Here is a 21962-nt window from a genome sequence, read left to right as displayed (position 1 = left end):
GTTCGATGGCGACGGCGACTCGGCGACCCTCGGGCCGTGGTCGGTGGCCGCCACCCGGAAGTACGACAAGTATTTCCGGGCTCCCCGAAAAGTATATAGGCGTACATGGGCCCCCCCATGGACTCATCATCATCACCCCTACGAGGGGATCATCAATGGACGACACAGCCAAATACCTCATTCACGCATCCACCGCGGCCGACGGCGTCGTCGAGCGGAGCGACGTCGTCGGTGCCGTCTTCGGGCAGACCGAGGGTCTGCTCGGCGACGACCTCGACCTTCGGGACCTCCAACAGTCCTCGAAGGTCGGGCGGATAGACGTACAGATAGACAGCGAGAACGGACAGTCGTTCGGACGCATCACCATCGCGACCAACCTCGACAAGGTCGAGACGGCCATCCTCGCGGCGTCGCTCGAAACGATCGACCGCGTCGGTCCGTGTCAGGCCTCCGTCGAGGTGACCGACATCGAGGACGTCCGCGAGGCCAAGCGTCGGAAGGTCATCGACCGTGCCAAGGAACTGCTCGCGGGGTCGTTCGACGAGAGCGTCATGGACTCCTCCAAAATTCTGGAGGAGGTCCGCGAGAGCGTCCGCATCGACGACATCACCGACTACCACGGCCTACCGGCGGGCCCGCGGGTAACCGACTCCGACGCCATCATTGTCGTCGAGGGCCGGTCGGACGTGCTGACGTTGCTCGAGTACGGCATCAAGAACGCGGTCGGCGTCGAAGGGACGAACGTCCCCGACGCGGTGGCCGACCTCACCGAGGAGCGGACGGTCACGGCCTTCCTCGACGGCGACCGCGGCGGCGAACTCATCCTCCGGGAACTCGCCCAGATCGGCGACGTCGACTACGTCGTCTTCGCCCCCGAGGGACGGTCGGTCGAGGACCTCGAACACCACGAGGTCATGTCCGCGCTCCGCGACAAGACAGCGTACGCCGATTTCGAGGCCGACGACGACCTCTCGGTCCGCGGCAAGACGTCGGCGGCGGTCGACGCCGACGGCTCTCCCCGCGCCGCCGAGTCGACGCCCGCGACCGCCGTTCCGGTTGGCGACGCGCCCCCCGAACCGGATCGGATCTCCAACGCCGACGCGGACCCGGAGTCGGGGGCGTCCCAGACCACGAACGACCCCGCGGTCGACGAACGATCGGGGGGCGAAGACGCGGACGACGACGATACCGACGCGGACGACGACGCGGACGGCGACGCGGACGGCGACGACGACGATCCCTCGACGCTCCGTGAACACGTCCGTGCGGCCATCGAGGGCGAGACCGGGACTGCACGACTCCTCGACGCCGACTTCCGTCTCCTAGAGACCGTCCCGGCTGACGAGACCTTCGACGCGGTGTCGGACGCCGAGAGCACGCCCTACGCGGTCGTCCTCGACGGGACGGTGACCCAGCGACTGCTCGACGTGGCGGCCCAGCGCGGCGTCGAACAGGTCGTCGCGCGGTCCGCCGACGAGATGGTGAAGACGCCGGTCGACGTTCGCGTGCGGACGATCGACCAACTCGTGGCGGTCGACTAACCCCGTCGGTACAGTATCGCGTCCCCGGCGTCGAAAAAATCCGGGAGCCGCCACACGCGCTCGAACCCACAGCCCCGGTACAGCGCCCGTGCCGCCGCGTTCTTCGCTGCGACGGTGACCGTGACGCCCCCCTCGACGCTCTCGGCGTACGCCGACAGCAGCGCCGTCGCGCGCCCCTCCCGTCGGTGGTCGGGTGCGACGACCAGTTCGGCGACGTAGGCCGTCCCGTCGCCGGGGACGGCGAGCAGGTAGCCGACCGGTCGATCGGCCTCGGTCGTCGACACCAGTACCTCCGCGGGCGAGGGGACGGCGTCGCTCGCCCACGCGTCCAACAGTCCCGGACTCGGCTCCCGAAGCTGTGACTGGAGGAGAGCGAGCGTCCGCTCCTCGTCGGGCGTCGCGGGACGAATCACAGCAACAGGACGGCGAGGCCGGCGCTCGTGATAGCTCCGGCGAGCGTGCCGAGGAAGTTGACGGTCTGGTTGCCGACGCGCCCGCCTTCGAGCACCGCGCCGAGGATGCTGTCGACGGTCATGCCGGCGACGCCGCCACAGACGACGGTCGCCGCCGCGAGCGCCGGCCGGTCGAAACCGAACAGGGCGACGGCGACGCCGGCGACGACTCCAGCCCCGACGACGCCGACGAGATACCCCTGCCACGTGATCCCGCCGTCGGTGCCGGGATCGACGCGTTGGAGCGTCGTGATGAGTCGTGGTCGGTCGAACAGGACGCCGATTTCGCTCGACAGGGTGTCGCTCATCGCGGCGGCGAGCGACCCGGTGAAGGCGAAGCGAAAGAGCGCGCCCTCGACCGGGAACTCGGCGCTCGCGGCGAAGCCGATGACGGCGATCAGGGCGACGGCGGCGTTGCCGAGGACGTTGCCACTTCCCCGTGCCCCCTCGTTGTCCTCGGCGACCCCTCGCGAGCGCTTCTCCTCGTACCGGTACTTCGCGGAGAGGCCACCGATCCCGAAGAAGGCGATGAGGACGGCGAACCACCCGAAGCCGCCGAAGACGATGGTGAGCAGACCGAGCAACACGCCGGTCACCATACCCGGAACGGACGCCGTACCGGTGCGATACGAGGCGTAGCCGAGGGCGACCGTCACGCCGAGTGCGACGCCGACTTCCTCGAACCCCGGACCGACGCCGATACCCTCGAACAGCCAGAGCAGGAGCCCGGTCGACAGCATCACGATGGGATCGTCGCGTTCGAACAGCATCGATCGAAGGAGCGCCGCCACCAGCGCGCCGGCCGCGGCGAGGAAGACGACGGTCGGCACCGGCCGGGACGAACCGAGGGTCCACCCGACGACCAGTTGCCCGGCGACGGCAGCGGCGAAGGCGACGAGGCTGAAGCCCGCGACGACGCGGAACGGATCGGTGTCGACCCGTTCGACGGCACACGCGCCGACGTTGCCGTAACCGACGACAAACACCGCCGCGACGAAGACGGCAGTCGGCATCGACGCCCGGGGTGCCGTCGACAGGATCGCCAGCCCCGTGGCCGCCAGCGCGAAGCCGGCCAGTCCGTTGAGGCGGCCGTCGCGACGGTCCTGTGGCCGGGCGAACAGGTCGAACGCCGGTCCCTCGTCGATCACGAACGCCGCGAGAAGCGCGACGATGGCGAAGGGGGCGGCGGCCGCACGTCCGAGTTCGGGGGCGGCGAGCGCGAGCGTCCCGACCGCCGCGAACCCTCCCGCCCGCCGAAGGGTGGACGTCACATCCACCGCTACCTTCGACGGCCACTTAACGCTCCCGACACGCCCCGCCGTCCCCCCGCGGTCCGCCACCCGTTGGGCTTTTGCGCCGTCGCCACCTGCGGTCGGTGTGGGACTGTACGACCGGTATCTCGCTCTCAGACAGCGCCTCCACGACGGCGACCCTCCCGCGCACGTCGCCTTCGTCCTCACCGAGCGTGACCTGTTGGAACAGGGGGCGTACGCCCGTCTCGAACGCGTCCTCGGCTGGGCGTTCGAGTACGGTGCCGACCGCGTCACCGTCTCGGTGAGCGTCCTCGACGAGGCGGTGGTGCCGACGCTGGAGCGGGAACTCCGATCCATCGACGCCCCCCGATCGGTCGCGGTGCGCGCCCCCGACGACACCGACCCCGTCGCAGCCCCCGTTCAGGTGAACGTCGGCCTCGGCGGCAAGGGGGAGTTCGCCGCCGCCGTCCGCTCGCTCGCCGAGGAGGTCGACGCCGGCCGTCTCGACCCCGCGGACGTCGACGGGGCCGACGTGGAGCGCCGCCTGATCTTTCCCGACGAACCCGACCTCCTCGTCAAGACGGGGGCCGAGCGCCTCTCCGATTTCATGATCTGGCAGTCCGTCTACTCGGAACTCTACTTCACCGACGTGAACTGGCGAGACGTGCGCAAGCGCGACTACCTGCGCGCCGTGCTGGATTATCAGAATCGTCAGCGGAGGTTCGGACGCTGAGCGCCAGCGAAGCGTCCGAACGCCGAGGGACGAACGGTAGTGAAGTCCCTCGGAAGTTCGGCCGGTAGGCCGAATCACGTCGTGTCATCAGGCTTCGGTCTCGGTCCCCTCGACCGACTCGTACTCGACGCTCGTCCCCCGCGCCACCGGCTGGAGGAGGTACGACCCGCTCCGCCCCCGACGGACGGGCGTGAAGTCGGCCGTGAACACGGTTCGGGTGTCCTCGCGGATGTCGAAGGCCTGCTTGAACTGGAGCGGTGCCTCGCCGGGCGTGTCGACGGTCGCGTCCCCGCCGTCGGCGATCGTCGCGTCGACGCCCGTCACGTCGAGTTGGACGAACGCGTAAGTCCCCGTCTCCAGTTCGTGTTCGCCGAGCAGCGACGTGTTGCCGTCCTGCAACTGGACCAGATCGGCCTCCCGTGGCTCGTCGAACTCGTGGTACTCGCGGGCGTCGCTCTCGTCGACCGTCGTCCCCTCGCTGTCGGCGGTTTCCTCGTCGTCCCCGCTTCCGGATTTCACCCAGATCCCGGCGACGGTCACGACACAGGACTCGAAGTCGCCGATGTCACCCGGCTGGTCGGTCACCTGCGTCGCGAGCGTCCCGGTCGTAGTGCCGCCCGTACAGCCGGCCAGTCCGGCGACCCCGGCGGCGGCGAGGCCCCCGGTCGTCCGCAGGTAGTCGCGTCGCGATCCAGTCCGCACGTCTCGGTCGGATTCACTCATGACTCGGCCGAGTACCTGCCGGGACATAAACCGCCGAGACCCTCCATCCCGGATCAACCCGAGTTCAGCCGAGTTACCCCGGTTTCGGGCCGTTCGTCGGCCGTCTGGTGGCGGGTCCGCCGCAGTCAGGTACCGTCCGAGGTGTCATCCGACACCTCGATCCGCCCGCGAAGTTCGCGCTTCGACGCCGGACTGATCTCGATTCCCGCCGCGTCCAGCCGTTCCTTGACCGTCCGTGCGTACCGAGATCGGATTTCGAATATCCCCCGCCGCCGTGGGTCCTCGATCCAGTAGTAGACGCGAACGACGACCGCGTCCGAGCCGAGGTCGTCGACGTACGCCTTCGGCGTCGGTGCCGACTCGATCCCCTCGACTGCCGACGCCGCATCGGTGAGGTGGTCGAGCGCGTCGGCGACGTCGGCCTCGTAGGCCAGTCCGACGCGTTCGACGACGCGGTGTCGGCCCCGCCCGAACGGACGGGTGACCGCACCACTGGTCAGGGTCGTGTTCGGGACGGTGACGAGTTCCCCGTTCGGTGTCAGCACGCGCGTCACGCGGAGTGTGATGGACTGGACCGTCCCTTCGGTGTCGCCCCACTTGATGTAGTCGCCAACGTTGAATTCGGGATCCGCGACCAGGACGAGGCCGCTGACGATGGAGCCGATGACCGTCTGGCCCGCCACCCCGACGGCGAGCGTCGCCGCGGCGATGACGAGCGCCGAGTCGCCGACCAGGTCGCCGTAGCCGGCGACTCCGGCGGCGACGAAGAAGGCGACGACGAGGGATCCCAGGCGGACGTACCGCGACACCGCCTCCTCGATCGTCGGATTGTTTCGGTTGCGGCGGGCGACGTAGCGCGAGACGAGTGGTTCGACGACGAACCAGCCGACGAGGACGACGCCGAGGAAGCCGGCGAAAAACCACGCACCGCGGACGACGAGTGTCCCGTAGTCGGCGAGCCCCGCCGGTCCGACGGGCGGCGGCGACGTGGTCGTCGCGGGTTCGACCGTTGCCATACGCCGGGCTACGCCCCGGCATTACAAAGGTCCCGGCGTCGTCGCGGTCAGTCCACCCGCCCGTCCTGGATGTCGAGTTCGGCCGACAGTTCCTCGGCGCTCGCCCGGGGCAACTGCTCGCGCAGGCGGCCGACGACCTCCCGCGTCTCGACCAGCGACGACCCCGCGACTGCCCTGACCAGCGCGACCGCCCGCTCGGTTCGCGTGTGTCGCCACGACGCCTCGCGGGACTCGTAGGTGCGGATCGCCCGGAGGAAGTCGACCTTCGAGAACTCCGGCCAGTAGGGTGCACAGAAGAAGACGGCCGCCTCGTTGCCGTTGGCGTGCCACGGCAGGAAGTTGCTCGTCCGCTCGTCGCCGCCCGTGCGGACGATCAGGTCCACGTCCCGGACCGGCCGGGCGTAGAGGCGGCGCTCGATTTCTGCCGTGTCGACGCCCGCGGGGTCGAGACGGCCCGCCTCGACCGCCTCCAGCGTGTCGCGGGCCGCTTCCAGGAGTTCCGCCCGCCCGCCGTACGCCAGCGCGACGTTCAGCCGGAAGCGGTCGTAGGACTCGGTCCGTTCCTCGGCGTAGGCGACGGCGTCCCGAACCCGGTCGGGCAGGCGGTCGACGTCACCCAGCGCACGGATGCACACCTCGTTCTCGTGTATCTCCGTCGCGTCGGCGAACTTCCGGAGTTTCGCCTCGATGAGGTCGAACAGGTGTTCGCGCTCGTCGGGCGGGCGCTCGAAGTTCTCCGTCGAGAACGCGTAGAGGGTGAGCTCCTCGATGCCGAGCTCCCGACACCAGCGCAACACCTGCTCCGTGGTTCGGGCTCCCTTCCGGTGGCCAGCAGCGGTTCCGTCGCCACGCTCGCGGGCGTACCGCCGGTTGCCGTCCTGGATGATCGCGACGTGGTCGGGACTGCCGTCGATATCGCGCCGGAGCAGGCGCTCGTAGGCGCGGTCGATCCATCGACGGAGCCGCGAGTCCATGGCGGGAACGTCGCTCCCGACCGGTATGGGTCTTGTCATTACGGCCACGCCCCTCACCGTCCCGACCGTCCCGTTTTTCACGCTCGGGCACTTCTCTCGATTCGATGAGCGACCCGGCCGAGGCGGTTGCGGCGTTCGATCACGTCCCCGAGACCGACCAGCACTTCGAGAACGCACTCGCGAAAGCCCGGGACGGCCACCGCCTCACCGTCGCCGACGGCGTCGAACTCCTGACGACCGGCACCGACAGCTCCGGAATCGACCCCGTTCGGAAGGAGCGCGTGTTGGAGGCGGCCGACCACCGCCGCGCGGAGGTGGTCGGCGACGACGTCACCTTCGTCGCCAACCTCAACAACAACGTCACGACGGCCTGCGACACTGGCTGTCTGTTCTGTAATTTCAAGGACCGCGCGTCGACGTTCGAGACCGACGCCCCCGACGACCACGGCGGGTTCACCAAGACACCCGCCGAGTCCCGGCAGGCCGTCGAGGACGCCCTCGACATGGGTATCTACGAGGTGTGTTCGGTCAGCGGCCTCCACCCCGCCTTCGCCCTCGATTCTGACCACCGCGAACTGCTCGCCTCTCATCCGGACCCCGAGCGGGTGAACTACCGGCCGCCCGATGCCTACACCACGTCGCCGGGCACGTACGCCGAACAGATCCGCGCCATGTCGGTCGACGGCGTCCACGTCCACTCGATCACGCCCGAGGAGGCCTACCACGCCCGTAGGGGCACCGACCGCTCCTACGAGTCGGTCTACCGCCGCCTCCGCGAGGCCGGCCTCGACAGCGTCCCCGGCACGGCCGCCGAGATACTCGTCGACGAGGTTCGGGACGTGATCTGTCCCGCGAAGATCGACACCGACGAGTGGCTGGACGCGATGGAGGGAGCGATGGCCGCCGGTCTCCCCGTCACCGCGACGATCATGTACGGCCACGTCGAGAACGAGATGCACCGCGTCATGCACCTGAAGCGGGTGCGCGACCTGCAGGACCGCACCGGTGGTATCACCGAGTTCGTCCCCCTCTCTTTCGTCCACGAGCGGACGCCGCTGTACGAACGGGGCCTCGTCGACGGCGGCGCGAGCGACGCCGAGGACGAACTCATGATCGCCGTCTCCCGTCTCTTTCTCGACAACATCGAGAACATCCAGACCTCGTGGACGAAGTTCGGCGACCAGAAGTCGCTGAAGACGCTCTCCTGTGGCGCGAACGACTTCATGGGGACGCTGCTCTCCGAAGAGATTACCAAGCGCGCGGGCGGCGACTACGGCGAGTTTCGGTCGGTCGCCGACTACGTCGACATGGTGACGGCCATCGGCCGGCGGCCGGTCGAGCGCTCGACCGACTACGAGCGCCGTCGCCCGATCGACCCGGACGAGCGGCCCCACGGCCCGCGTCTGGGCCCCCGCGCCGACGGCACGCCGATGCTCGATACCTCCCCCCCATCGCCGGCGGACGACTGACATGATGGCCACCACCCACGCGGCCGTCGGCCTCTGTCTGGCCCTGCCGCTGACGGTCGTGGCTCCAGACCTCGCCCCCGTCGCCGCCCTCGCCGGCGTCGCTGGCGGTGTCTTCCCCGACCTCGACTTGCTCGCCGGCGTCCACCGAAGGACGCTCCACTTCCCCGACTACTACTGGGTGGGGACGGTTCCCGCCCTCGTCGTCGCCGCCGTCGCGCCCGGCCCGGAGACAGTCGCCGTCGCCACCTTCCTCTGCTCGGCGGCCGTCCACTCCGTGAGCGACGTCTTCGGTGCCGGGACGGAAGCCCGCCCGTGGGAGCGAACCTCCGCCGAGGCGGTGTACCTCCACTCGCGGAGCCAGTGGATCGCCCCGCGCTACTGGATCCGCTACGACGGCGCCCCCGAGGACTACCTCGTCACCGTACTCTGTTTCTCGCCGGGCCTCGTCCTCTTCGGGCCGACCGTCCGTCGGGTGACCGTCGCCTTCCTCGCAGTCGGCGCGCTCTACACACTCGTCCGCAAGCACCTGCCTCGGGTCGAGGAGCGGTTGCTCTAGTCGTCGTCGGCCGCCGGAGGGCGTGGCCGCCGCTCCTGCCCGCCCTCGCCGGCCGCCCGACGCTGTTCCATCCCGTCGAGCGCCTCGCGGATGGGGAGGCGGAGCCACGATCCCTCGGCCGCCGGCCGGCCGGCCGCCCGTCGGAACCGTTCGGGAAGGTATCGCTCGTGGGTCGGAAGTCGCTCCCGCAGGGGGACGTCCGCCGACGCCGCGATGTCCCGCAGTTCGCCGAGTTCGGGCCAGGCGTAGTCGGGGTTGATGTAGTCCTCCGTGACCGGCGAGACGCCGCCCAGGTCGTCGACGCCACAGTCGAGCAACTCGCGGGTCGGCGAGAGGTTGGGCGGGACCTGCACGGACACCTCCGGAGGCAGTGCCGCCCGGGCCATCGCTACCGTCTCGCGCATCGTCTCGACGCTCGGCCGGTCGAACTCGGAGCGTTCGTTGGGCACGACGTTCTGGACGATCACCTCCTGAACGTGGCCGTACCGCTCGTGGAGCGCGGCGATGGCGAGGAGGCTCTCGGCCCGGTCGCGGGGCCGTTCGCCGATGCCGACGAGGATGCCCGTGGTAAAGGGTACGGAGGCCTCGCCGGCCGCACGGATCGTCCCGAGTCGGCGCTCGGGGGTCTTCTTCCGACTCCCGGAGTGGGCGGTCACGTCGGCCGTCGTCTCCAACATTACGCCCATGCTCGCGTTCACCTCGGCGAGGCGGTCGAACTCCGCCTCGGTCAGGTCGCCGGGGTTGCTGTGGGGGAGCAGGCCGGCGTCGAGCGCCATCTCGCAGGCCTCTACGAGGTAGTCGAGCATCGAGTCACAGCCCAACTCGTCGAGCCGGTCGTGGATCGCCGTGTACCGATCGTCCGGCGCGTCGCCGAACGTGAACAGCGCCTCGGTACAGCCGGCCGCCGCCCCGTGGCGCAGTTGCTCCCGGACCGCGTCCGGGGGCATCAGCGTCGCCTCGCCGGGCACGTCGTAGAACGAACAGTAGGTGCAGGTGTACCGGCAGGCTGTCGTCAGCGGCAGGAAGACGTTTCGCGCGAAGCTGAGCTCCGCCGCCGGGTCGACGTCCGCCGGGGTGACGCCGAGGAGGGTGTCGACGGCGTCGGCGTCGACGAGCGAATCGGGGTCGACCCGTTCGTCGTCGGTCTCGGGTGCCCGTGACACGACTCCGGATGGTCGGCCGACGGTGAAAAAGGTATCACCCCTCGTCCGCCCTCCGCACCCCGACCCGGCCGTCGCCGCCGTCGAGGTCGACCCCGGCCGACCGGAGCCACGACGCCGCCCTGCCTTCGCCGTGGAGCAACACCTCGACGAGGTCCGCGGGTTCGTCCACGTCGGTCGACAGCCGCATCGAGTCGACGACGCGGACCGTCGCCCCGACCGCGTGGGCGGCCCGGCGGTGGTCGCGGTAGGAGGTGCCGTGGAAGTCGACCCGGAACTCGGGGTGGGCGACGACCAGACCGTTCGTCCCGCCACCCCGTCCCGGGGCGATGGCGACGTCGGCGTCTCCGCCACCGTCGACGAGGCGACGCACGGCCGCCGGCGTCACCAGACCGAGGTCCGCGACGATGACGGCCACCGGCGCGTCCGCTCCGTCGAGACGGTCGTTCACCGCCGCCGAGAGCGGGCGGTCGTCGACCGCGACGGGGCCCTCGACCGAGTCCAGGGGTGCGGTCGACACCACCTCGGGATCGTGACCGGCGCGCTCGACGGCATCGATCACGTCACGGAGCATCGCACGGGCGAACGCCGCCCGCTCGTCGGCGGCGAGTAAGGGGTCGAGTCGCGTCTTTGGTCGTGTCGCCTCGAACGGGACGAGGGTCCGCATTACCCCAGCGGATCCTCGGGGCCCTGTTGGGAGCGCCAGTAGAGGACGCCCCCGACGGCGAGCGCGACCACGAGCAGGCCGCCGACGGCGTAGATGAGCAACTGCTGGGTCTGCTGGGACTGCTGGGCGCTGTTTGCCTGCTCGGTCGCCCGGTTGGCGAGGTTGGTCGCGACACCGAAGCTCCCCTCCTCGTAGGCGGCGATCGCGTCCTCGTAGTTGGCCCGTGCGTCGCTGGGAGTCGCACCGCTCGCCTCCGCGTCGTCGATCGCGCTCCCGGCCTCATCGATGGCCTCGCGTGCCGAGTCGCTCTCGGCGGTGTAGTGGTGGGTCTGCCAGCTATCGATCGTGTTGCTGGCTCCGCCCTCCTGGCCGCGCGTGAGTTCCATCAGCAGGAACTCCTCGGCCGGGTCGTAGCTGTACGAGTCGATCGCGGGCACGGTTCCGGTGACGCGGATCTCGACCGCCGCCGTGCCGCTCTCGGCGGCGATATCGACCGACGAGAAGGACTGGCCGGTCGGTTCGACGATGTCGACCTGTGAGCCAGTCTGGTCGTAGAGCGTCACGGTCCACGACACGTCGGTCAGTCCCGTCTCCCCCGACAGTTGCCACCGCTCGCTCTGTGGGTTCTGGTACAGTTCTTCCAGCGTGATCGTCGCCGAAACCTGCGTGCCGACTTCCCCCTCCGAGGGGACGTCCTCGCCAGTGACGGACACCGCCGCCGCCGGGACGGTCGCGGCGAGCAGCACGATGACCGTGGCGAGGACGACCCTAGAAGAGCGATTCGAGTTCGTCCTCGTCATCTTCGACCAGGTTTTGGAGGTTGGATTCGCTCTCTTCGCGGATCTCGCTGATGTTGTCCTGTGCTTCGATGGCGACCTGCTGGAGCTCCTTGATCCGGGGAACGTTCGTGACCCCCGACAGCAGGATGGCGGAGGCGACGAAGTCGCTGTCGTTGACGGGGTAGTCGCCGCCGCGGACCTCCATGCTGCCGGTCTGCTCTTCGAGCCACTTTCGACCCCGTTCGATCCCCTTTCGGTTGAGGTAGGCGGAGGGTCCAGCCATCACGAGGAGGGCGCGCTCGGTTCCGTCGATCTCACAGGGGAGGGTCAGGCGTCCCAGCGCCGCCTTGCGAACCAGGCTCATGATACGGTTGGTTGTGTTGGCGGAGTCGAGTTGGTCCTCGATGGACTGATCGTTACCGGTGAGTTTCGACAGCAGACCGTTCGACTCCTGTTTGCGCTCGACCGTCTCGGAGGCGTAGCCGACCGTCGAGACGCCACCGCCCGAGAGGGTGTTGATGATCTCCGAACTGTCGACGACGGATTCGGCGACCTCTTGGCCCTGGCGTACCTCACCGGCTCCGAACAGGATACCGAACCGGCGAACGATCTCGTCGTTGATATCGTCGTAGCCACTCTGGACGGACTCGCCCGTCTTTCGCCACGCGTCGTTGTCGAACACGAGGAGGTTGTCGACCTCGTTGACGAGCGTCTGGAACGAGCGGGCGGCGTTGAGCGTGTAGATGCCACCCTCGTCGCTTCCGGGGAGGATGCCCAGTCCGTACACTGGCTCCGTGTAGATCGTCTTGAGGTGTTTCGCCAGCACGGGCGACCCGCCGCTCCCGGTGCCGCCGCCCAGTCCGGCGACGACGAGGAAGGCGTCCACCTCGTGGACCGGGATGTCGTCGATGGCACCCTGAATCTCGCCGATATCCTCCTCGGCGATCTCCGCGCCGAGTTCGTTGTCGGCGCCCACACCGTGTCCCTTCACGCGGGACTGGCCGATGAGGACGCGCTGCTCCTGCGGAATGTATTCGAGACCCATCAGGTCGGCCTTGGCCGTGTTGACGGCGACGGCGGCCCGGACGATCTCGCTCCCCGTACGCTGGTCGTACTCGAGGAACTTGTCGACGACCTTGCCGCCGGCCTGTCCGAAGCCGATCATGGCCAGTTTCATCGTTTCAGACCCCTGTTCATTGGGAATAACGCAGGTACAAAGCGAACATAAACCTTGTGGGCGACCACTCCGTCACCCGACGGTTTGGCGCCGTTAATCGACCGACCGCAGCCGGATCGTCGGCGAGAGGTCGGCGTCAGACACCCGTCTGCCGTCCGTCAGCGGCTCCGGAGGTACTCTCCTAGTGTCGTCAAGTCACTCTCGGTCACGTCGAACGCCTCGATGTCGTTGTGGTCGGTCGTGTTGTCGAACTGGAGCGAGCGGTACTGGTCGGCACCCATCGGCGCACCGGGAAGACTCCCGAGTGCCGTCAATCCGATCTTGGCCAGTCCCATGGGGACGGGCAGGACCGTCATCGGCCGCCCCTCGCTGCTGTGGACCTGCTTGGCCACCTCCGCGAGGGTGAGGCGTTCGGGGCCGCCGATCTCGTAGACGCCGTCGTAGTAGGTTTCGTCCTCGATCGCGTCGGCGAGCATCGGGACCAGATCCTCGATCCAGACGGGCTGAAAGCGGGTCTTCCCGCCGCCCGGCAGGGGCGTGAGATACGGCGGCGCGAGTTTCTTCGTGAAGGGGACGAACTCGCCTCCGTCGCCGAAGATCACTGACGGCCGGAAGATCACGTGCCGCAGGGACGACGACTCGACGATCTTTTCGGCCTCGCCCTTCGCGCGGATGTACGCCGTCGCCCCGTCGGGGTCGGCACCGAGCGCGCTCATCTGGAGGAGCTTCTCGACGCCGCTCTCCTCGGCCGCCCGAACGACGTTCTCGGTCCCCTGCCGGTGAATCCGGTCGTGCATCCCGTCGCCGCCCGACGGCTTGAACAGCGGCGAGAGCGCCACCAGGTTGACGACCGCGTCCTGCCCGCGCATCGGTTCGACCAACGAGTCGTACGCCGTCACGTCGCCCATCGCCTTCTCGACGCCGCCCGGCAGGTCGCCGTCGCTCGGCGTTCGGGAGAGTGCCGTCACGGAGTGGCCGCGGGCCTTCAGCTCGCGACACAGGTATCGACCGACGAATCCGCTCCCGCCGGTGACCAGGATCTTCATGACTCGTAGGTGGCCACGTACCGACCTAAAGGTAACGCGCCCACCGGTCTCCCGACCGCTACCCGGTCTCGGCGCCGCTCGCGGCGACGCCGACCCGGAGGATTAACCCCGTCCCCCGGTATGCTGGGGTATGCTCCTCACGCTGGAGGGTCTCGACGGCAGCGGCAAGACGACCGCGTGGCGGGCGCTCCGGGACCACCACCCCGAGGCGGTGTTCACCCGCGAGCCCACCGACTCGTGGTACGGCGACGCGGTCGCCCGGTCCATCGACGACGACGACGCCGATCCCCTCGCCGAACTCTTCCTCTACACCGCCGACCACGCCGACCACCTCTCCCGGGTGATCCGGCCGGCGCTCGCGGAGGGGTCGCTCGTCGTCTCCGATCGCTACTCCGACTCTCGGATCGCCTACCAGGCCGCGACGCTCGAGGACGCGGCGGTCGACGACCCGTTCTCGTACGTCCGGTCGATCCACGACCCGTTCTCGCGACCGCCGGACGCGACACTCTACCTCGACGTCGACCCCGAGACTGCTGCCGAGCGAAGCGGCGGGACGAACAAGTTCGAGCGGGTCGAGCACCTCCGTGCAGTCAGGGACCGATACGAACGGCTGTTGGCCGACGAGCCCGACCGGTTCGTCCGTATCGACGCCACCCGACCACTGGACGTGGTGCTCGACGACGTGACGACGGCGGCCGACCGACTGGTCGACTAGCGCGCCGTGTCGGGGAGGTCGTACTCGTCCGGCGCGGGGACGTACAGTACGTCGATCGTCACACCCAGCCCCATCGGTAGCCCGACCATCAGCGCGAGGGCGGCGGCCGCGCTCCCGAGGTCGACGCCCACGCCGAGGCTGAACGCGCCGATCGTCGTCACCACGAGGACGACCGGAACCAGGAACGCGGTGTAGACGATCGCCCCCCACCGCGTATCGAGTTGGATGCGGAAAAATCGGGTCATCACGGCCGCCAGGAAGGTGTTGCCGACGAGAACGACGCCCATCAGGGCGATGTCGAGGACCGTCGCCATGGGGGGACGAGGGGTTCAACCGGCTTTGGCCTGTCGACTCGTACGAGAACCCGTATCAGCGCTCACCCGTCCGGCGCGCCCGATCGACCAGTCCCGCGACCGGGTCGACGTAGTCGTAGCCCGGGATGAGCCCCTGCACGTAGGTTCCCTCGGCGTAGTTGACGATCGCGGCCGCGTCCCCGACGCCGCGGCGCTCGTTGATGTCGGTGAACGCCGCCTCGACGACGATTTCGTCCGTCGTCGCGCGGACCGTCGGCTCCGGCGCGTCGTCGCCGCGCATGGCACCGCCGACGTCCTCGATCCGTCGCTCGAACGTCTCCAGCCACCCCTCCTCGATCACGTCGGCCACGTCGCCGTCGACGGCCGCGGAGAGCGACGGCGCCCGCATCCGCACCTCGAAGTCGATCCGTCCGTCCGTCTCGGTCGCCGTCATCACGGCTTCGAACACCGTGGTCGTCAGTTCGAATCGCCCGTCGTCGGTCGGATCGAACGCCCCGTCGTCGCGGACCGCGCGTTCGACCCGCCTCGGCGTCTCGGTCATAGTTCGACGGAGGTCGCGGGCGGGTAAAAGTCCCTCGCGTCGCCGCCGACCGGTGCTTTCGACTCCCGAGGGTCATGCCGCCGGCGGCACGTTTAAGTCTCTTCCCCGACTTGTCCCACGTGACGCTTCGTCTGGAGGGCCGAAGCGTCAGCGGGGACCAATCAGGGCGGCAAGCGATCGTACGGCCCCTCTTTCCCGTACGCTCGCTTTTCGCTTTTCCGTTCACACCGACGAGCCGTAGCTACGCCCCGTGGTTCGTACTCGTTCGATGCGAGCGAGGGGATTCGAACCACGGTCGTTCCGCTCACTCCGTTCGCTCCACTCTCTGGTTCGATCCCCACGGCACACGACACGCTCCTCACGTTCGTTCGGAGCGGTAGTGCGAGGGAGGGGATTCGAACCCCCGAACTCCTTCGAGAGCGGGTCTTAAGCCCGCCGCCTTTGGCCTGGCTCGGCCACCCTCGCGCCACGGTGCCCGTTCCCTACTGTCCCGCAAGTGGCTTTCGGTCCCGCGAGTGTTCGATCGGTCACTGCGAACGGGGCGGTCCGACCGACGGCCTCACTCGGTCTCTTGGAACTCGACCGACGCACCGAGAATCTCCGCGAGCGACGTGACGGTGTCGCGAAGCTCCTCGATCTGTCGCCCCTGGCGGTCGATGTGCTTCTCGACCTCCTCGAGCGACGTTTCGAGGGTCGCCACTTCGTCCCGAAGGTCGTCCGACACCTCCGTCGACAGGGTGTCGACCGCGTCGCGCACCTCCTCGAGTTCGCCCGCCGACACCAGGTCGTGCTCGTCCGGGTTCGTGAGCATCCGCCGGTTCGAGAGGATCGCCTCCGAGACGCTCTCGCTCCCGTCCGGCAGCGTTATCGTCAGCGGTTCGGCGGCGTCGACGACGGCCGACTCGTCGGCGTCGTCCGTCTCGGCCCCGGTCGACTCGTCGACCAGGCTCGCTTCGGGTTCGGTGTCGCCGTCGTCGGCCAGGCGCGCTTCCGCCTCGGCCCCGCCGTCCGCTTCGACGGCGTCCGGTCGCTCCGCGTCGGTGTCGCTCCCGTTGGCTGGATCGATCTTCATACTCGCCGTATCGACCTTCTCGGTGATAAACCATCGTCAGACGATAATAAATTATCCGACACTTATTCGCCGTCGTACCACGCCTCGACCCGTCGGTCGAACGCCGACGCGAGGCGATCGGTGATCGGCCCGCCGCCGACGTCGACGCCGTCGACCGACGCGACGGGTCGGACCGCCCAGGTCGTGTTCGTCAGGAACGCCTCCTCGGCCGCCCGCACGTCGTCGACGTCGTACCGTCCCGTCTCGACCGGAACATCGAGCTCGCGGGCGATATCGAGGACGACCCTCCGCGTCACGCCCGGCAGGATCGGCCCCGAGAGTGTGGGCGTCCGGAGGACGCCGCTGTCGACGAGGAAGACGTTGCTCGTCGCGCCTTCGGCGACGTGTCCCTCGACGTCGCACACGAGTGCCTCGTCGGCGTCGGTCCCCCGGAGTTCGAGGCGTGCGAGGATCCCGTCGAGGTAGTTGTGGGTCTTGGCGTCGGCGGGCATCGCGGCCTCCGGGACGCGGCGCGTCTCGACGGTCCGCACCGTCGCCGGTCGGTCCCACACCGGCGTCCCCTCGACCCCGCCCCGTGGGAGGGGCTTGACGACGACGACGACCGTCGGGTCCACCTCGGGTGCCGGCGTGAGTTTGCCGGCTTGGACGCCGCGAGTCACCGACGCACGGACGTACGCGTCGGCGAGGGCGTTCGCCTCGAGGGTCGCGACGATCCGGTCGTGGAGGTCGTCGGGGACCGCATCCGGCATGCCGAGTGTCTCGCAGGTCCCGGCGAGACGGTCGCGGTGGGCGTCCCACTCGAAGACCGTCCCGCCGTAGGCCCGGAGCGTCTCGAAGGCGGCGTCGCCGTACTGGAAGCCGCGGTCCTCGACGCTCACCGTCGCTTCGCTCTCGTCGACCAGTCGGCCGTTCACGTGGTACTGCATATGTCGAGGAAGTTTTGGACGAGTCGTTTGCCGCCGTCGGTCAGAATACTCTCGGGGTGGAACTGGACGCCGACGTGGGGTTCGCGCCGGTGGCGCACACCCATCACGACACCCGCCTCGTCGTCCGTCCAAGCCGTCGCTTCCAAAACGTCGGGCACGTCGTCGGTGTCGACCGCGAGCGAGTGGTAGCGCCCCACCTCCAGTCGGTCGGGGAGCCCGGTGAACACGCCCCGTCCGTCGTGGTCGACGACCGAGCGCTTCCCGTGGACTACCTCGGGTGCGTGGCCGACCGTCGCGCCGTGGACCGCGCACAGCGCCTGGTGGCCGAGACAAACACCGAGCGTGGGGACGGTGAGGTCGGCGAAGATCGGCATCGACACGCCCGCATCCACGGGCGTTCCGGGTCCCGGCGAGACGACGATGCCGTCCGGGTCCAACTCCCTGATCCCGTCGACGTCGACGGCGTCGTTCCGGCGAACAACCACCTCCCCCGCGAACTCGCCGACGTGCTGGACGAGGTTGTAGGCGAAGGAGTCGTAGTTGTCGACGACGAGGACTCGGCTCACGCCTCCCCCTCCGTCTCCATCTCCATCTCCGTCTCACCCTCGAGTGCGGCGTCGACGGCGTTGATCAGCGCACGTGCCTTCGCCAGCGTCTCGTCGTACTCCCGATCCGGCACCGAGTCGTGGACGACGCCCCCGCCCACCCGGAGGTGGTACTCGTCGCCGTGGCGGACCAGCGTCCGGATGATGATGTTGAGTGTCGCCCGGTCGTCGAAGCCGATGGCGGCCATGCTTCCGGTGTAGGGGCCGCGCCGGTGACGTTCGACCTCGTCGATGATCTCCATCGTCCGGGGTTTGGGCGCGCCGGTGATCGTCCCGCCGGGAAACGTCGCGCCGATGGCGTCGCCCAGGCCGTGGTCGTCGTGCAGTCGCCCGGTCACCGTCGACACGAGGTGGAACACCTCGGAGTAGCGGTCGATCCGGCGGTACTCGTCGACGGTGACCGAGCCGTACTCGCTCACCTTCCCCAAGTCGTTGCGCTCCAGGTCGACCAGCATCGCGTGTTCCGCCCGCTCTTTCTCGTCCGCCCTGAGGTCGGCTTCCAGTCGGCGGTCCGCCTCGGCGTCCGCGCCTCGGGGACGCGTCCCGGCGATGGGTTCGGTTCGGAGCCGGTCCCCCTCGCGCTCCAGCAGGAGTTCCGGACTGGCGCTCACCAGGTCGACACCGGGGAACTCGACCAGCCCCGAGTAGGGCGCTGGGTTCACCTCCCGCAGGGCGGCGAAGGCCTCCACGGGGTGGACAGCCGCCGGCGCGGTCAGGCGGTGGGAGACGTTGGCCTGGAACGTGTCGCCGTCGCGGATGTACTCCTTGACCCGCCGAACCCGGTCGGCGTACGCCGACCGTTCGCAGGAACTCGTGAAGGTCGCCGGCCCCGCCACCGGCGGCGGGCCAACGGAGGGATCACCCTCCGTCGCGGCCGTCGCGAGCGCTCGCGCCCGCTCGATCCCCCGGTCGTACGCGGCGTCGGGGTCGTCGCCGACCCGCGGCGTCGCGACGACGCGGAGCGTCGACTCCCCCGCTCGCCACGCGACGAGGCAGGTGTAGCGGGCGAGTTGGAGCCGTGGCAGTCCGCGGTCGTCGACCGTCGTCGACGGCAGATCCTCTATCTCGCGGACGGCGTCGTAGGAGAGCCATCCGAAGAAGCCGCCGGGGTACGGTACCTCGCAGTCGCCCCGGGCGAGTGTCTCCCCGTCGACGAGGTCGGTGATCGTCCCCAGGACGCCCTCCCCGTCCACCTCGTGGACGGTGTCGGGGTCGACGCCGAAGTACCCCCACCCGGGCTGTCCCCCCGATGTCTCGAAGAAGACCGAAGGGTCCTCGCCGCGTGCCCGCCGGTAGGCGTCGAAGGGGTCCGCCTCCAACTCCACGACGACCGGCACGCGCGTCTCGGGCGTCCCCTCCTCGGCGGCCGTCCGGAACGCCAACCGATCGGTCGCTACCGTCCCAGTCACGCCCGCACCTCCCCGTCTCCGTCGGCGTCGCCGCGCTCACCGCCCGTCTGATGTCGCGCCCGGACCGTCGACTCAGCGCTCGACATCGACGGCCTTCAACACGACGTCCTCCTGGGGCTGGTCGTTCGGTCCCGTCGGGACGGCTCCGATCTCCTCGACGACGTCCATCCCGTCGACGACCTCGCCGAACACCGCGTGGTCGCCGTCGAGGTGTGGCTGGGCGTCCAGCGTGATGAAGAACTGCGAGCCGTTGGTGTCCGGGCCGCGGTTGGCCATCGAGAGGACGCCCGGGCCGTCGTGGCTCAGGTCGGGGTGGAATTCGTCGTCGAAGGTGTAGCCGGGGCCGCCACGCCCGGTCCCGGTCGGGTCGCCACACTGGAGCATGAAGCCCGCGATGATTCGGTGGAAGGGAACGTCGTTGTACAGCGCGTCCCCGCGGATCTCACCCGTCTCGGGGTCCTCCCACGTCGTCGTCTCGGGGCCGGGGTCGTCGTTCGCGGCGGGGTCGTGCTCCGCGAGGTTGACGAAGTTCTCGACCATCTTCGGCGAGCGTTCCTCGAACAGTTCGACCGTAATATCGCCGTGCGTCGTCCGGAGCGTCGCAGTTGGATTGCTCATATCGCTATCTGACGGCCCGCCGGGATAACGTTGCTGACCGGCCACCGGGAGATCAGTCGCTCGGCGTGGGCGTCGCCGTCGGCGTTGGCGTGGGCGTGGGCTCCGGTTCCGGGTCGGACTCCGATCCACCGTCAGGTCCCGCAGACGCCGTTCCGTGGTCGCCCTCGATCATGAACTCGACGAGGTAGGCGAGGAACTCCTCGTTGTCTGCGACGTTGTAGCGGTCGCTCCGCATGAACGTCTTGTCACCCACCAGGAGGGCGTTGTTCGAGCGGACGGCGACCGGATACTCGCCGCTCTCCCCGTCCGATCCCGACTTGTGGGTGTTCGGCGCGCTCCGTGCGAGCACGGTCCCGTCGTCGGCGGTGACGGCCGCGGCGGTGTACATCGCTAGCCGGTCGACGTCGTCGACGCCACCCGCCCCGGTCGGCCGCGCGAGGACGTGCTTGAACGTCCCGTCCGAGTGCTCCTGGTTGTAGAGGTACTGCGTGTCGACGCTCATTCCGTAGTTGGAGGCGAGGGTCGTGAGCCGACTCTCCTGCGTCGTGATGCTCGACCCGAGGAGCCCGGTACTGACCGCCGTCCGATCGGGTTCGCCGACCATCACTAGCCGGCCGCCGTTCCGGGTGAACGCCCGCACGTCGTCGACGTCGCCGGTGAGGTACTCCTGACCGGGGTCGACGACGAGGAACGCGTCGGCGTCCTCTAGATACGCCTCCAGGTTCCCGTCGTTGTAGAACTCGACGTCGTACCCCTGTCGCACCAGCGCGTCGACGATCGGTTCGATGTCCGTCCGCGAGAACCGGTTCGCGTGCCCCCGGTCGATGAGGACCGTCCCGCTGTCGTCGGCGTCCGCCGCGGGGTCGGCGTCGATGTCGCCGGTCGCCTCGATTGCGTCGGGCGCGACGGTCGCCGGGTCGTACTCGGGGTTCGCCGGCGTGTCGGACCCGTCCCCGTCCTCCGCGTCTTGGATGAGTACTGGTCCCGCGCCCGCCACCGCCACCACGACGACGACGGTCACGACGAGGACGGCGACCCGCTTGCCGAGTTCACGCCACATGCGTTCCTCCCAGGTCCGCGGTGGCGTTCGTCGGTGGCGTCCCGGACCCGTTGCCGGCCGTGTCGAGGTACGACACCGGTACCATCAGGAACACCGGTTCGGTCGGCTCCTCGCCGTAGAGGTACTCCGCGGTCACCATCTCCTTGTTCGACGCATTCGACGACACGTAGTTCGACCGCGAGAGGAACCGCGTCGTGCCGCCGGGGCGCATCACACGCACGTCGTAACTGTCGAGGTCGGCCTCGTCGGCCGCGTGCTCGACCGCAGCCTGCCGGCCGCCGATCGAGTCGACCATCCCGTTCTGGACCGCCTGCGTGCCGCTGTAGACGCGTGCCTGTTCGACGTCGCTCCGCGACAGCTCCAGCCGGTCGCCTCGCTGTTCGAACACCGCGCCGACGAAGGCGTTACCCAGGGATTCGAGGATGTAGTTGAACTCCCGTTCGTCGCCGCCGGTCAGTTTGTTCGGGCCCGTCGTCGAGACGATGCCCGTCGGCTCGAGTTCCTGGGGCGTCGTCGCCAACACGCCGACGCTCCCGACCGTCGACGACGGTTTGGCGTAGATGTGATCGCTCGGCGCGATGGTGTAGTACGCGCCGGAGGCCGCCGAGGCGTCGACGCTCGTCACCAGCGGCATCTCCTCGGCAGTCCGTTTGGTCTGGAGGTACATCTCCTCGCTGGCGGCGGCCCCACCACCTCCGCTGTTTACGAGCAGTACGACAGCTTCCACGTCGGGATCCGATCGGGCCTGCTGGAGCATCGACGAGACGCCCGCGGAGGTCCCACCGTCGATGGTCCCGGCCACCGGCACGACCGCCACCGTCCCCTCGGAGGAGGTGGCGTTCCACGCGACGGGGGCCAGCGCCAGGCCGACGACGACGCCGATGACGACGAACAGCACGTAGGAGCGTGCGATCCGCCGCAGAAGACCCCGAATTCGGTTCGCCATACACGTCGGTTGGGAGGGGCGTACAAAAAACGTCGGTCGGTCCCCACGGTAGTGTTCAGATGCGCTATCGAAGGTGCACGCGGCTCGAACGTCCCCGGCGTCGTCGGAACGCGAAGCGTCCGATTGGCCCACGGGAGCGGCGCTCTCGTGACCGTCTTGGCTCCGGGACTCGTTGTCGGCCGAGGGGGAGCTCTGTGGTGATGTCGTCAG

At 69.0% G+C, this 21962-nt stretch carries 24 protein-coding genes and 1 tRNA gene; 5 read left to right on the top strand and 20 right to left on the bottom strand.

The window, feature by feature from the left end:
* Positions 1-155 precede the first annotated feature (155 nt).
* The gene (dnaG, locus tag NBT81_RS09005) at positions 156-1541 is read left to right on the top strand and encodes a DNA primase DnaG (protein ID WP_338737730.1); all 1386 of its coding nucleotides are present in this window, start codon (positions 156-158) and stop codon (positions 1539-1541) included.
* Here dnaG and NBT81_RS09000 read toward each other — a convergent pair.
* Both NBT81_RS09000 and NBT81_RS08995 read right to left on the bottom strand, forming a co-directional pair.
* Positions 1538-1954, bottom strand: a complete 417-nt coding sequence (locus NBT81_RS09000; RefSeq protein WP_338737728.1) for a GNAT family N-acetyltransferase — start codon at positions 1952-1954, stop codon at positions 1538-1540. The genes dnaG and NBT81_RS09000 overlap by 4 nt on opposite strands.
* Complete coding sequence (locus NBT81_RS08995) at positions 1951-3264, bottom strand: DUF92 domain-containing protein (RefSeq protein WP_338737726.1); 1314 nt, start codon at positions 3262-3264, stop codon at positions 1951-1953. The genes NBT81_RS09000 and NBT81_RS08995 overlap by 4 nt, the downstream gene beginning before the upstream one ends.
* A 106-nt stretch (positions 3265-3370) precedes the next feature.
* On the opposite strand from NBT81_RS08995, the gene NBT81_RS08990 reads away from it, so the two are divergent.
* Positions 3371-3979: an undecaprenyl diphosphate synthase family protein gene (locus tag NBT81_RS08990; RefSeq protein WP_338737724.1), complete on the top strand. Its 609-nt coding sequence runs from the start codon at positions 3371-3373 to the stop codon at positions 3977-3979.
* Positions 3980-4066: 87 nt separating this feature from the next.
* Here NBT81_RS08990 and NBT81_RS08985 read toward each other — a convergent pair whose 3' ends face one another.
* The 3 genes from NBT81_RS08985 to uppS all read right to left on the bottom strand — a co-directional run bounded on the left by NBT81_RS08985 (position 4067) and on the right by uppS (position 6692).
* On the bottom strand, positions 4067-4702 hold the full coding sequence (locus tag NBT81_RS08985) for a DUF4382 domain-containing protein (protein ID WP_338737722.1): 636 nt from the start codon (positions 4700-4702) through the stop codon (positions 4067-4069).
* Between the two features lie 125 nt (positions 4703-4827).
* Entirely contained in the window at positions 4828-5718 is an 891-nt protein-coding gene (locus NBT81_RS08980) for a mechanosensitive ion channel family protein (RefSeq protein WP_338737721.1), read from the bottom strand.
* Positions 5719-5765: 47 nt separating this feature from the next.
* Positions 5766-6692 carry a polyprenyl diphosphate synthase gene (gene uppS, locus NBT81_RS08975; RefSeq protein WP_338737719.1) on the bottom strand — a complete coding sequence of 309 codons (927 nt, stop codon included), beginning with the start codon at positions 6690-6692 and terminating at the stop codon, positions 5766-5768.
* 104 nt (positions 6693-6796) lie between these two features.
* Here uppS and cofH point away from each other — a divergent pair, with 104 nt between their 5' ends.
* Together cofH and NBT81_RS08965 are read left to right on the top strand one after the other, a co-directional pair.
* Positions 6797-8161 (top strand): 7,8-didemethyl-8-hydroxy-5-deazariboflavin synthase subunit CofH, encoded by a 1365-nt coding sequence (gene cofH, locus NBT81_RS08970; protein WP_338737717.1) that lies wholly within the window; start codon positions 6797-6799, stop codon positions 8159-8161.
* Between the two features lies 1 nt (position 8162).
* Positions 8163-8717 carry a metal-dependent hydrolase gene (locus tag NBT81_RS08965; protein WP_425498627.1) on the top strand — a complete coding sequence of 185 codons (555 nt, stop codon included), beginning with the start codon at positions 8163-8165 and terminating at the stop codon, positions 8715-8717.
* Here the strand turns inward: NBT81_RS08965 and cofG are convergent.
* The 5 genes from cofG to NBT81_RS08940 form a co-directional block, all read right to left on the bottom strand.
* Positions 8714-9880 carry a 7,8-didemethyl-8-hydroxy-5-deazariboflavin synthase subunit CofG gene (gene cofG / locus NBT81_RS08960; RefSeq protein WP_338737713.1) on the bottom strand — a complete coding sequence of 389 codons (1167 nt, stop codon included), beginning with the start codon at positions 9878-9880 and terminating at the stop codon, positions 8714-8716. The two genes, NBT81_RS08965 and cofG, sit on opposite strands and share 4 nt — an antisense overlap.
* Before the next feature lie 34 nt (positions 9881-9914).
* On the bottom strand, positions 9915-10544 hold the full coding sequence (gene cofC / locus NBT81_RS08955) for a 2-phospho-L-lactate guanylyltransferase (RefSeq protein ID WP_338737711.1): 630 nt from the start codon (positions 10542-10544) through the stop codon (positions 9915-9917).
* Positions 10544-11344 carry a hypothetical protein gene (locus tag NBT81_RS08950; RefSeq protein WP_338737709.1) on the bottom strand — a complete coding sequence of 267 codons (801 nt, stop codon included), beginning with the start codon at positions 11342-11344 and terminating at the stop codon, positions 10544-10546. Before NBT81_RS08950 ends, cofC begins: the two co-directional genes overlap by 1 nt.
* Positions 11313-12500 carry a tubulin/FtsZ family protein gene (locus NBT81_RS08945; protein ID WP_338737707.1) on the bottom strand — a complete coding sequence of 396 codons (1188 nt, stop codon included), beginning with the start codon at positions 12498-12500 and terminating at the stop codon, positions 11313-11315. Before NBT81_RS08945 ends, NBT81_RS08950 begins: the two co-directional genes overlap by 32 nt.
* Before the next feature lie 158 nt (positions 12501-12658).
* On the bottom strand, positions 12659-13546 hold the full coding sequence (locus NBT81_RS08940; RefSeq protein WP_338737705.1) for a complex I NDUFA9 subunit family protein: 888 nt from the start codon (positions 13544-13546) through the stop codon (positions 12659-12661).
* 130 nt (positions 13547-13676) lie between these two features.
* Between NBT81_RS08940 and tmk the strand changes: the two genes are divergently transcribed.
* Entirely contained in the window at positions 13677-14261 is a 585-nt protein-coding gene (tmk, locus tag NBT81_RS08935) for a dTMP kinase (protein WP_338737703.1), read from the top strand.
* Here the strand turns inward: tmk and NBT81_RS08930 are convergent.
* The 10 genes from NBT81_RS08930 to NBT81_RS08885 all read right to left on the bottom strand — a co-directional run bounded on the left by NBT81_RS08930 (position 14258) and on the right by NBT81_RS08885 (position 21752).
* A complete protein-coding gene (locus NBT81_RS08930; protein WP_338737701.1) occupies positions 14258-14575 on the bottom strand; it encodes a hypothetical protein in 318 nt (105 codons plus the stop codon). The genes tmk and NBT81_RS08930 overlap by 4 nt on opposite strands.
* A 55-nt stretch (positions 14576-14630) precedes the next feature.
* Positions 14631-15116 carry a DUF5813 family protein gene (locus NBT81_RS08925; protein WP_338737699.1) on the bottom strand — a complete coding sequence of 162 codons (486 nt, stop codon included), beginning with the start codon at positions 15114-15116 and terminating at the stop codon, positions 14631-14633.
* 380 nt (positions 15117-15496) lie between these two features.
* Positions 15497-15581 (bottom strand) — tRNA-Leu (locus NBT81_RS08920).
* 94 nt (positions 15582-15675) lie between these two features.
* Positions 15676-16188 carry a hypothetical protein gene (locus NBT81_RS08915; RefSeq protein ID WP_338737697.1) on the bottom strand — a complete coding sequence of 171 codons (513 nt, stop codon included), beginning with the start codon at positions 16186-16188 and terminating at the stop codon, positions 15676-15678.
* Between the two features lie 62 nt (positions 16189-16250).
* Positions 16251-17114 (bottom strand): aminotransferase class IV, encoded by an 864-nt coding sequence (locus NBT81_RS08910; protein ID WP_338737695.1) that lies wholly within the window; start codon positions 17112-17114, stop codon positions 16251-16253.
* Positions 17099-17680, bottom strand: a complete 582-nt coding sequence (locus NBT81_RS08905) for an aminodeoxychorismate/anthranilate synthase component II (protein WP_338737693.1) — start codon at positions 17678-17680, stop codon at positions 17099-17101. The genes NBT81_RS08910 and NBT81_RS08905 overlap by 16 nt, the downstream gene beginning before the upstream one ends.
* On the bottom strand, positions 17677-19128 hold the full coding sequence (pabB, locus tag NBT81_RS08900) for an aminodeoxychorismate synthase, component I (protein WP_425498626.1): 1452 nt from the start codon (positions 19126-19128) through the stop codon (positions 17677-17679). Before pabB ends, NBT81_RS08905 begins: the two co-directional genes overlap by 4 nt.
* Positions 19129-19200: 72 nt before the next feature.
* Positions 19201-19746: a peptidylprolyl isomerase gene (locus NBT81_RS08895; RefSeq protein WP_338737691.1), complete on the bottom strand. Its 546-nt coding sequence runs from the start codon at positions 19744-19746 to the stop codon at positions 19201-19203.
* A 52-nt stretch (positions 19747-19798) separates the two neighbouring features.
* Positions 19799-20806 carry a DUF4350 domain-containing protein gene (locus tag NBT81_RS08890; protein WP_338737689.1) on the bottom strand — a complete coding sequence of 336 codons (1008 nt, stop codon included), beginning with the start codon at positions 20804-20806 and terminating at the stop codon, positions 19799-19801.
* A complete protein-coding gene (locus tag NBT81_RS08885; RefSeq protein ID WP_338737687.1) occupies positions 20796-21752 on the bottom strand; it encodes a S49 family peptidase in 957 nt (318 codons plus the stop codon). Before NBT81_RS08885 ends, NBT81_RS08890 begins: the two co-directional genes overlap by 11 nt.
* Positions 21753-21962 lie beyond the last annotated feature (210 nt).

This window comes from Haloplanus sp. CK5-1 (assembly GCF_037201915.1).
Lineage (GTDB): Archaea > Halobacteriota > Halobacteria > Halobacteriales > Haloferacaceae > Haloplanus > Haloplanus salilacus.
The sequence above is the reverse complement of the archived record's forward strand: the minus strand, read 5'-3'. Positions and strand labels throughout refer to the sequence as shown.

Coding starts and splice junctions, on each gene's coding strand:
- dnaG (WP_338737730.1), top strand. CDS start 156: ATGGACGACACAGCCAAATACCTCATTCACGCATCCACCGCGGCCGAC.
- NBT81_RS08985 (WP_338737722.1), bottom strand. CDS start 4,702: ATGAGTGAATCCGACCGAGACGTGCGGACTGGATCGCGACGCGACTAC.
- NBT81_RS08980 (WP_338737721.1), bottom strand. CDS start 5,718: ATGGCAACGGTCGAACCCGCGACGACCACGTCGCCGCCGCCCGTCGGA.
- uppS (WP_338737719.1), bottom strand. CDS start 6,692: ATGGACTCGCGGCTCCGTCGATGGATCGACCGCGCCTACGAGCGCCTG.
- cofH (WP_338737717.1), top strand. CDS start 6,797: ATGAGCGACCCGGCCGAGGCGGTTGCGGCGTTCGATCACGTCCCCGAG.
- NBT81_RS08965 (WP_425498627.1), top strand. CDS start 8,163: ATGATGGCCACCACCCACGCGGCCGTCGGCCTCTGTCTGGCCCTGCCG.
- cofC (WP_338737711.1), bottom strand. CDS start 10,544: ATGCGGACCCTCGTCCCGTTCGAGGCGACACGACCAAAGACGCGACTC.
- NBT81_RS08950 (WP_338737709.1), bottom strand. CDS start 11,344: ATGACGAGGACGAACTCGAATCGCTCTTCTAGGGTCGTCCTCGCCACG.
- NBT81_RS08945 (WP_338737707.1), bottom strand. CDS start 12,500: ATGAAACTGGCCATGATCGGCTTCGGACAGGCCGGCGGCAAGGTCGTC.
- NBT81_RS08940 (WP_338737705.1), bottom strand. CDS start 13,546: ATGAAGATCCTGGTCACCGGCGGGAGCGGATTCGTCGGTCGATACCTG.
- tmk (WP_338737703.1), top strand. CDS start 13,677: ATGCTCCTCACGCTGGAGGGTCTCGACGGCAGCGGCAAGACGACCGCG.
- NBT81_RS08930 (WP_338737701.1), bottom strand. CDS start 14,575: ATGGCGACGGTCCTCGACATCGCCCTGATGGGCGTCGTTCTCGTCGGC.
- NBT81_RS08925 (WP_338737699.1), bottom strand. CDS start 15,116: ATGACCGAGACGCCGAGGCGGGTCGAACGCGCGGTCCGCGACGACGGG.
- NBT81_RS08915 (WP_338737697.1), bottom strand. CDS start 16,188: ATGAAGATCGATCCAGCCAACGGGAGCGACACCGACGCGGAGCGACCG.
- NBT81_RS08910 (WP_338737695.1), bottom strand. CDS start 17,114: ATGCAGTACCACGTGAACGGCCGACTGGTCGACGAGAGCGAAGCGACG.
- NBT81_RS08895 (WP_338737691.1), bottom strand. CDS start 19,746: ATGAGCAATCCAACTGCGACGCTCCGGACGACGCACGGCGATATTACG.
- NBT81_RS08890 (WP_338737689.1), bottom strand. CDS start 20,806: ATGTGGCGTGAACTCGGCAAGCGGGTCGCCGTCCTCGTCGTGACCGTC.
- NBT81_RS08885 (WP_338737687.1), bottom strand. CDS start 21,752: ATGGCGAACCGAATTCGGGGTCTTCTGCGGCGGATCGCACGCTCCTAC.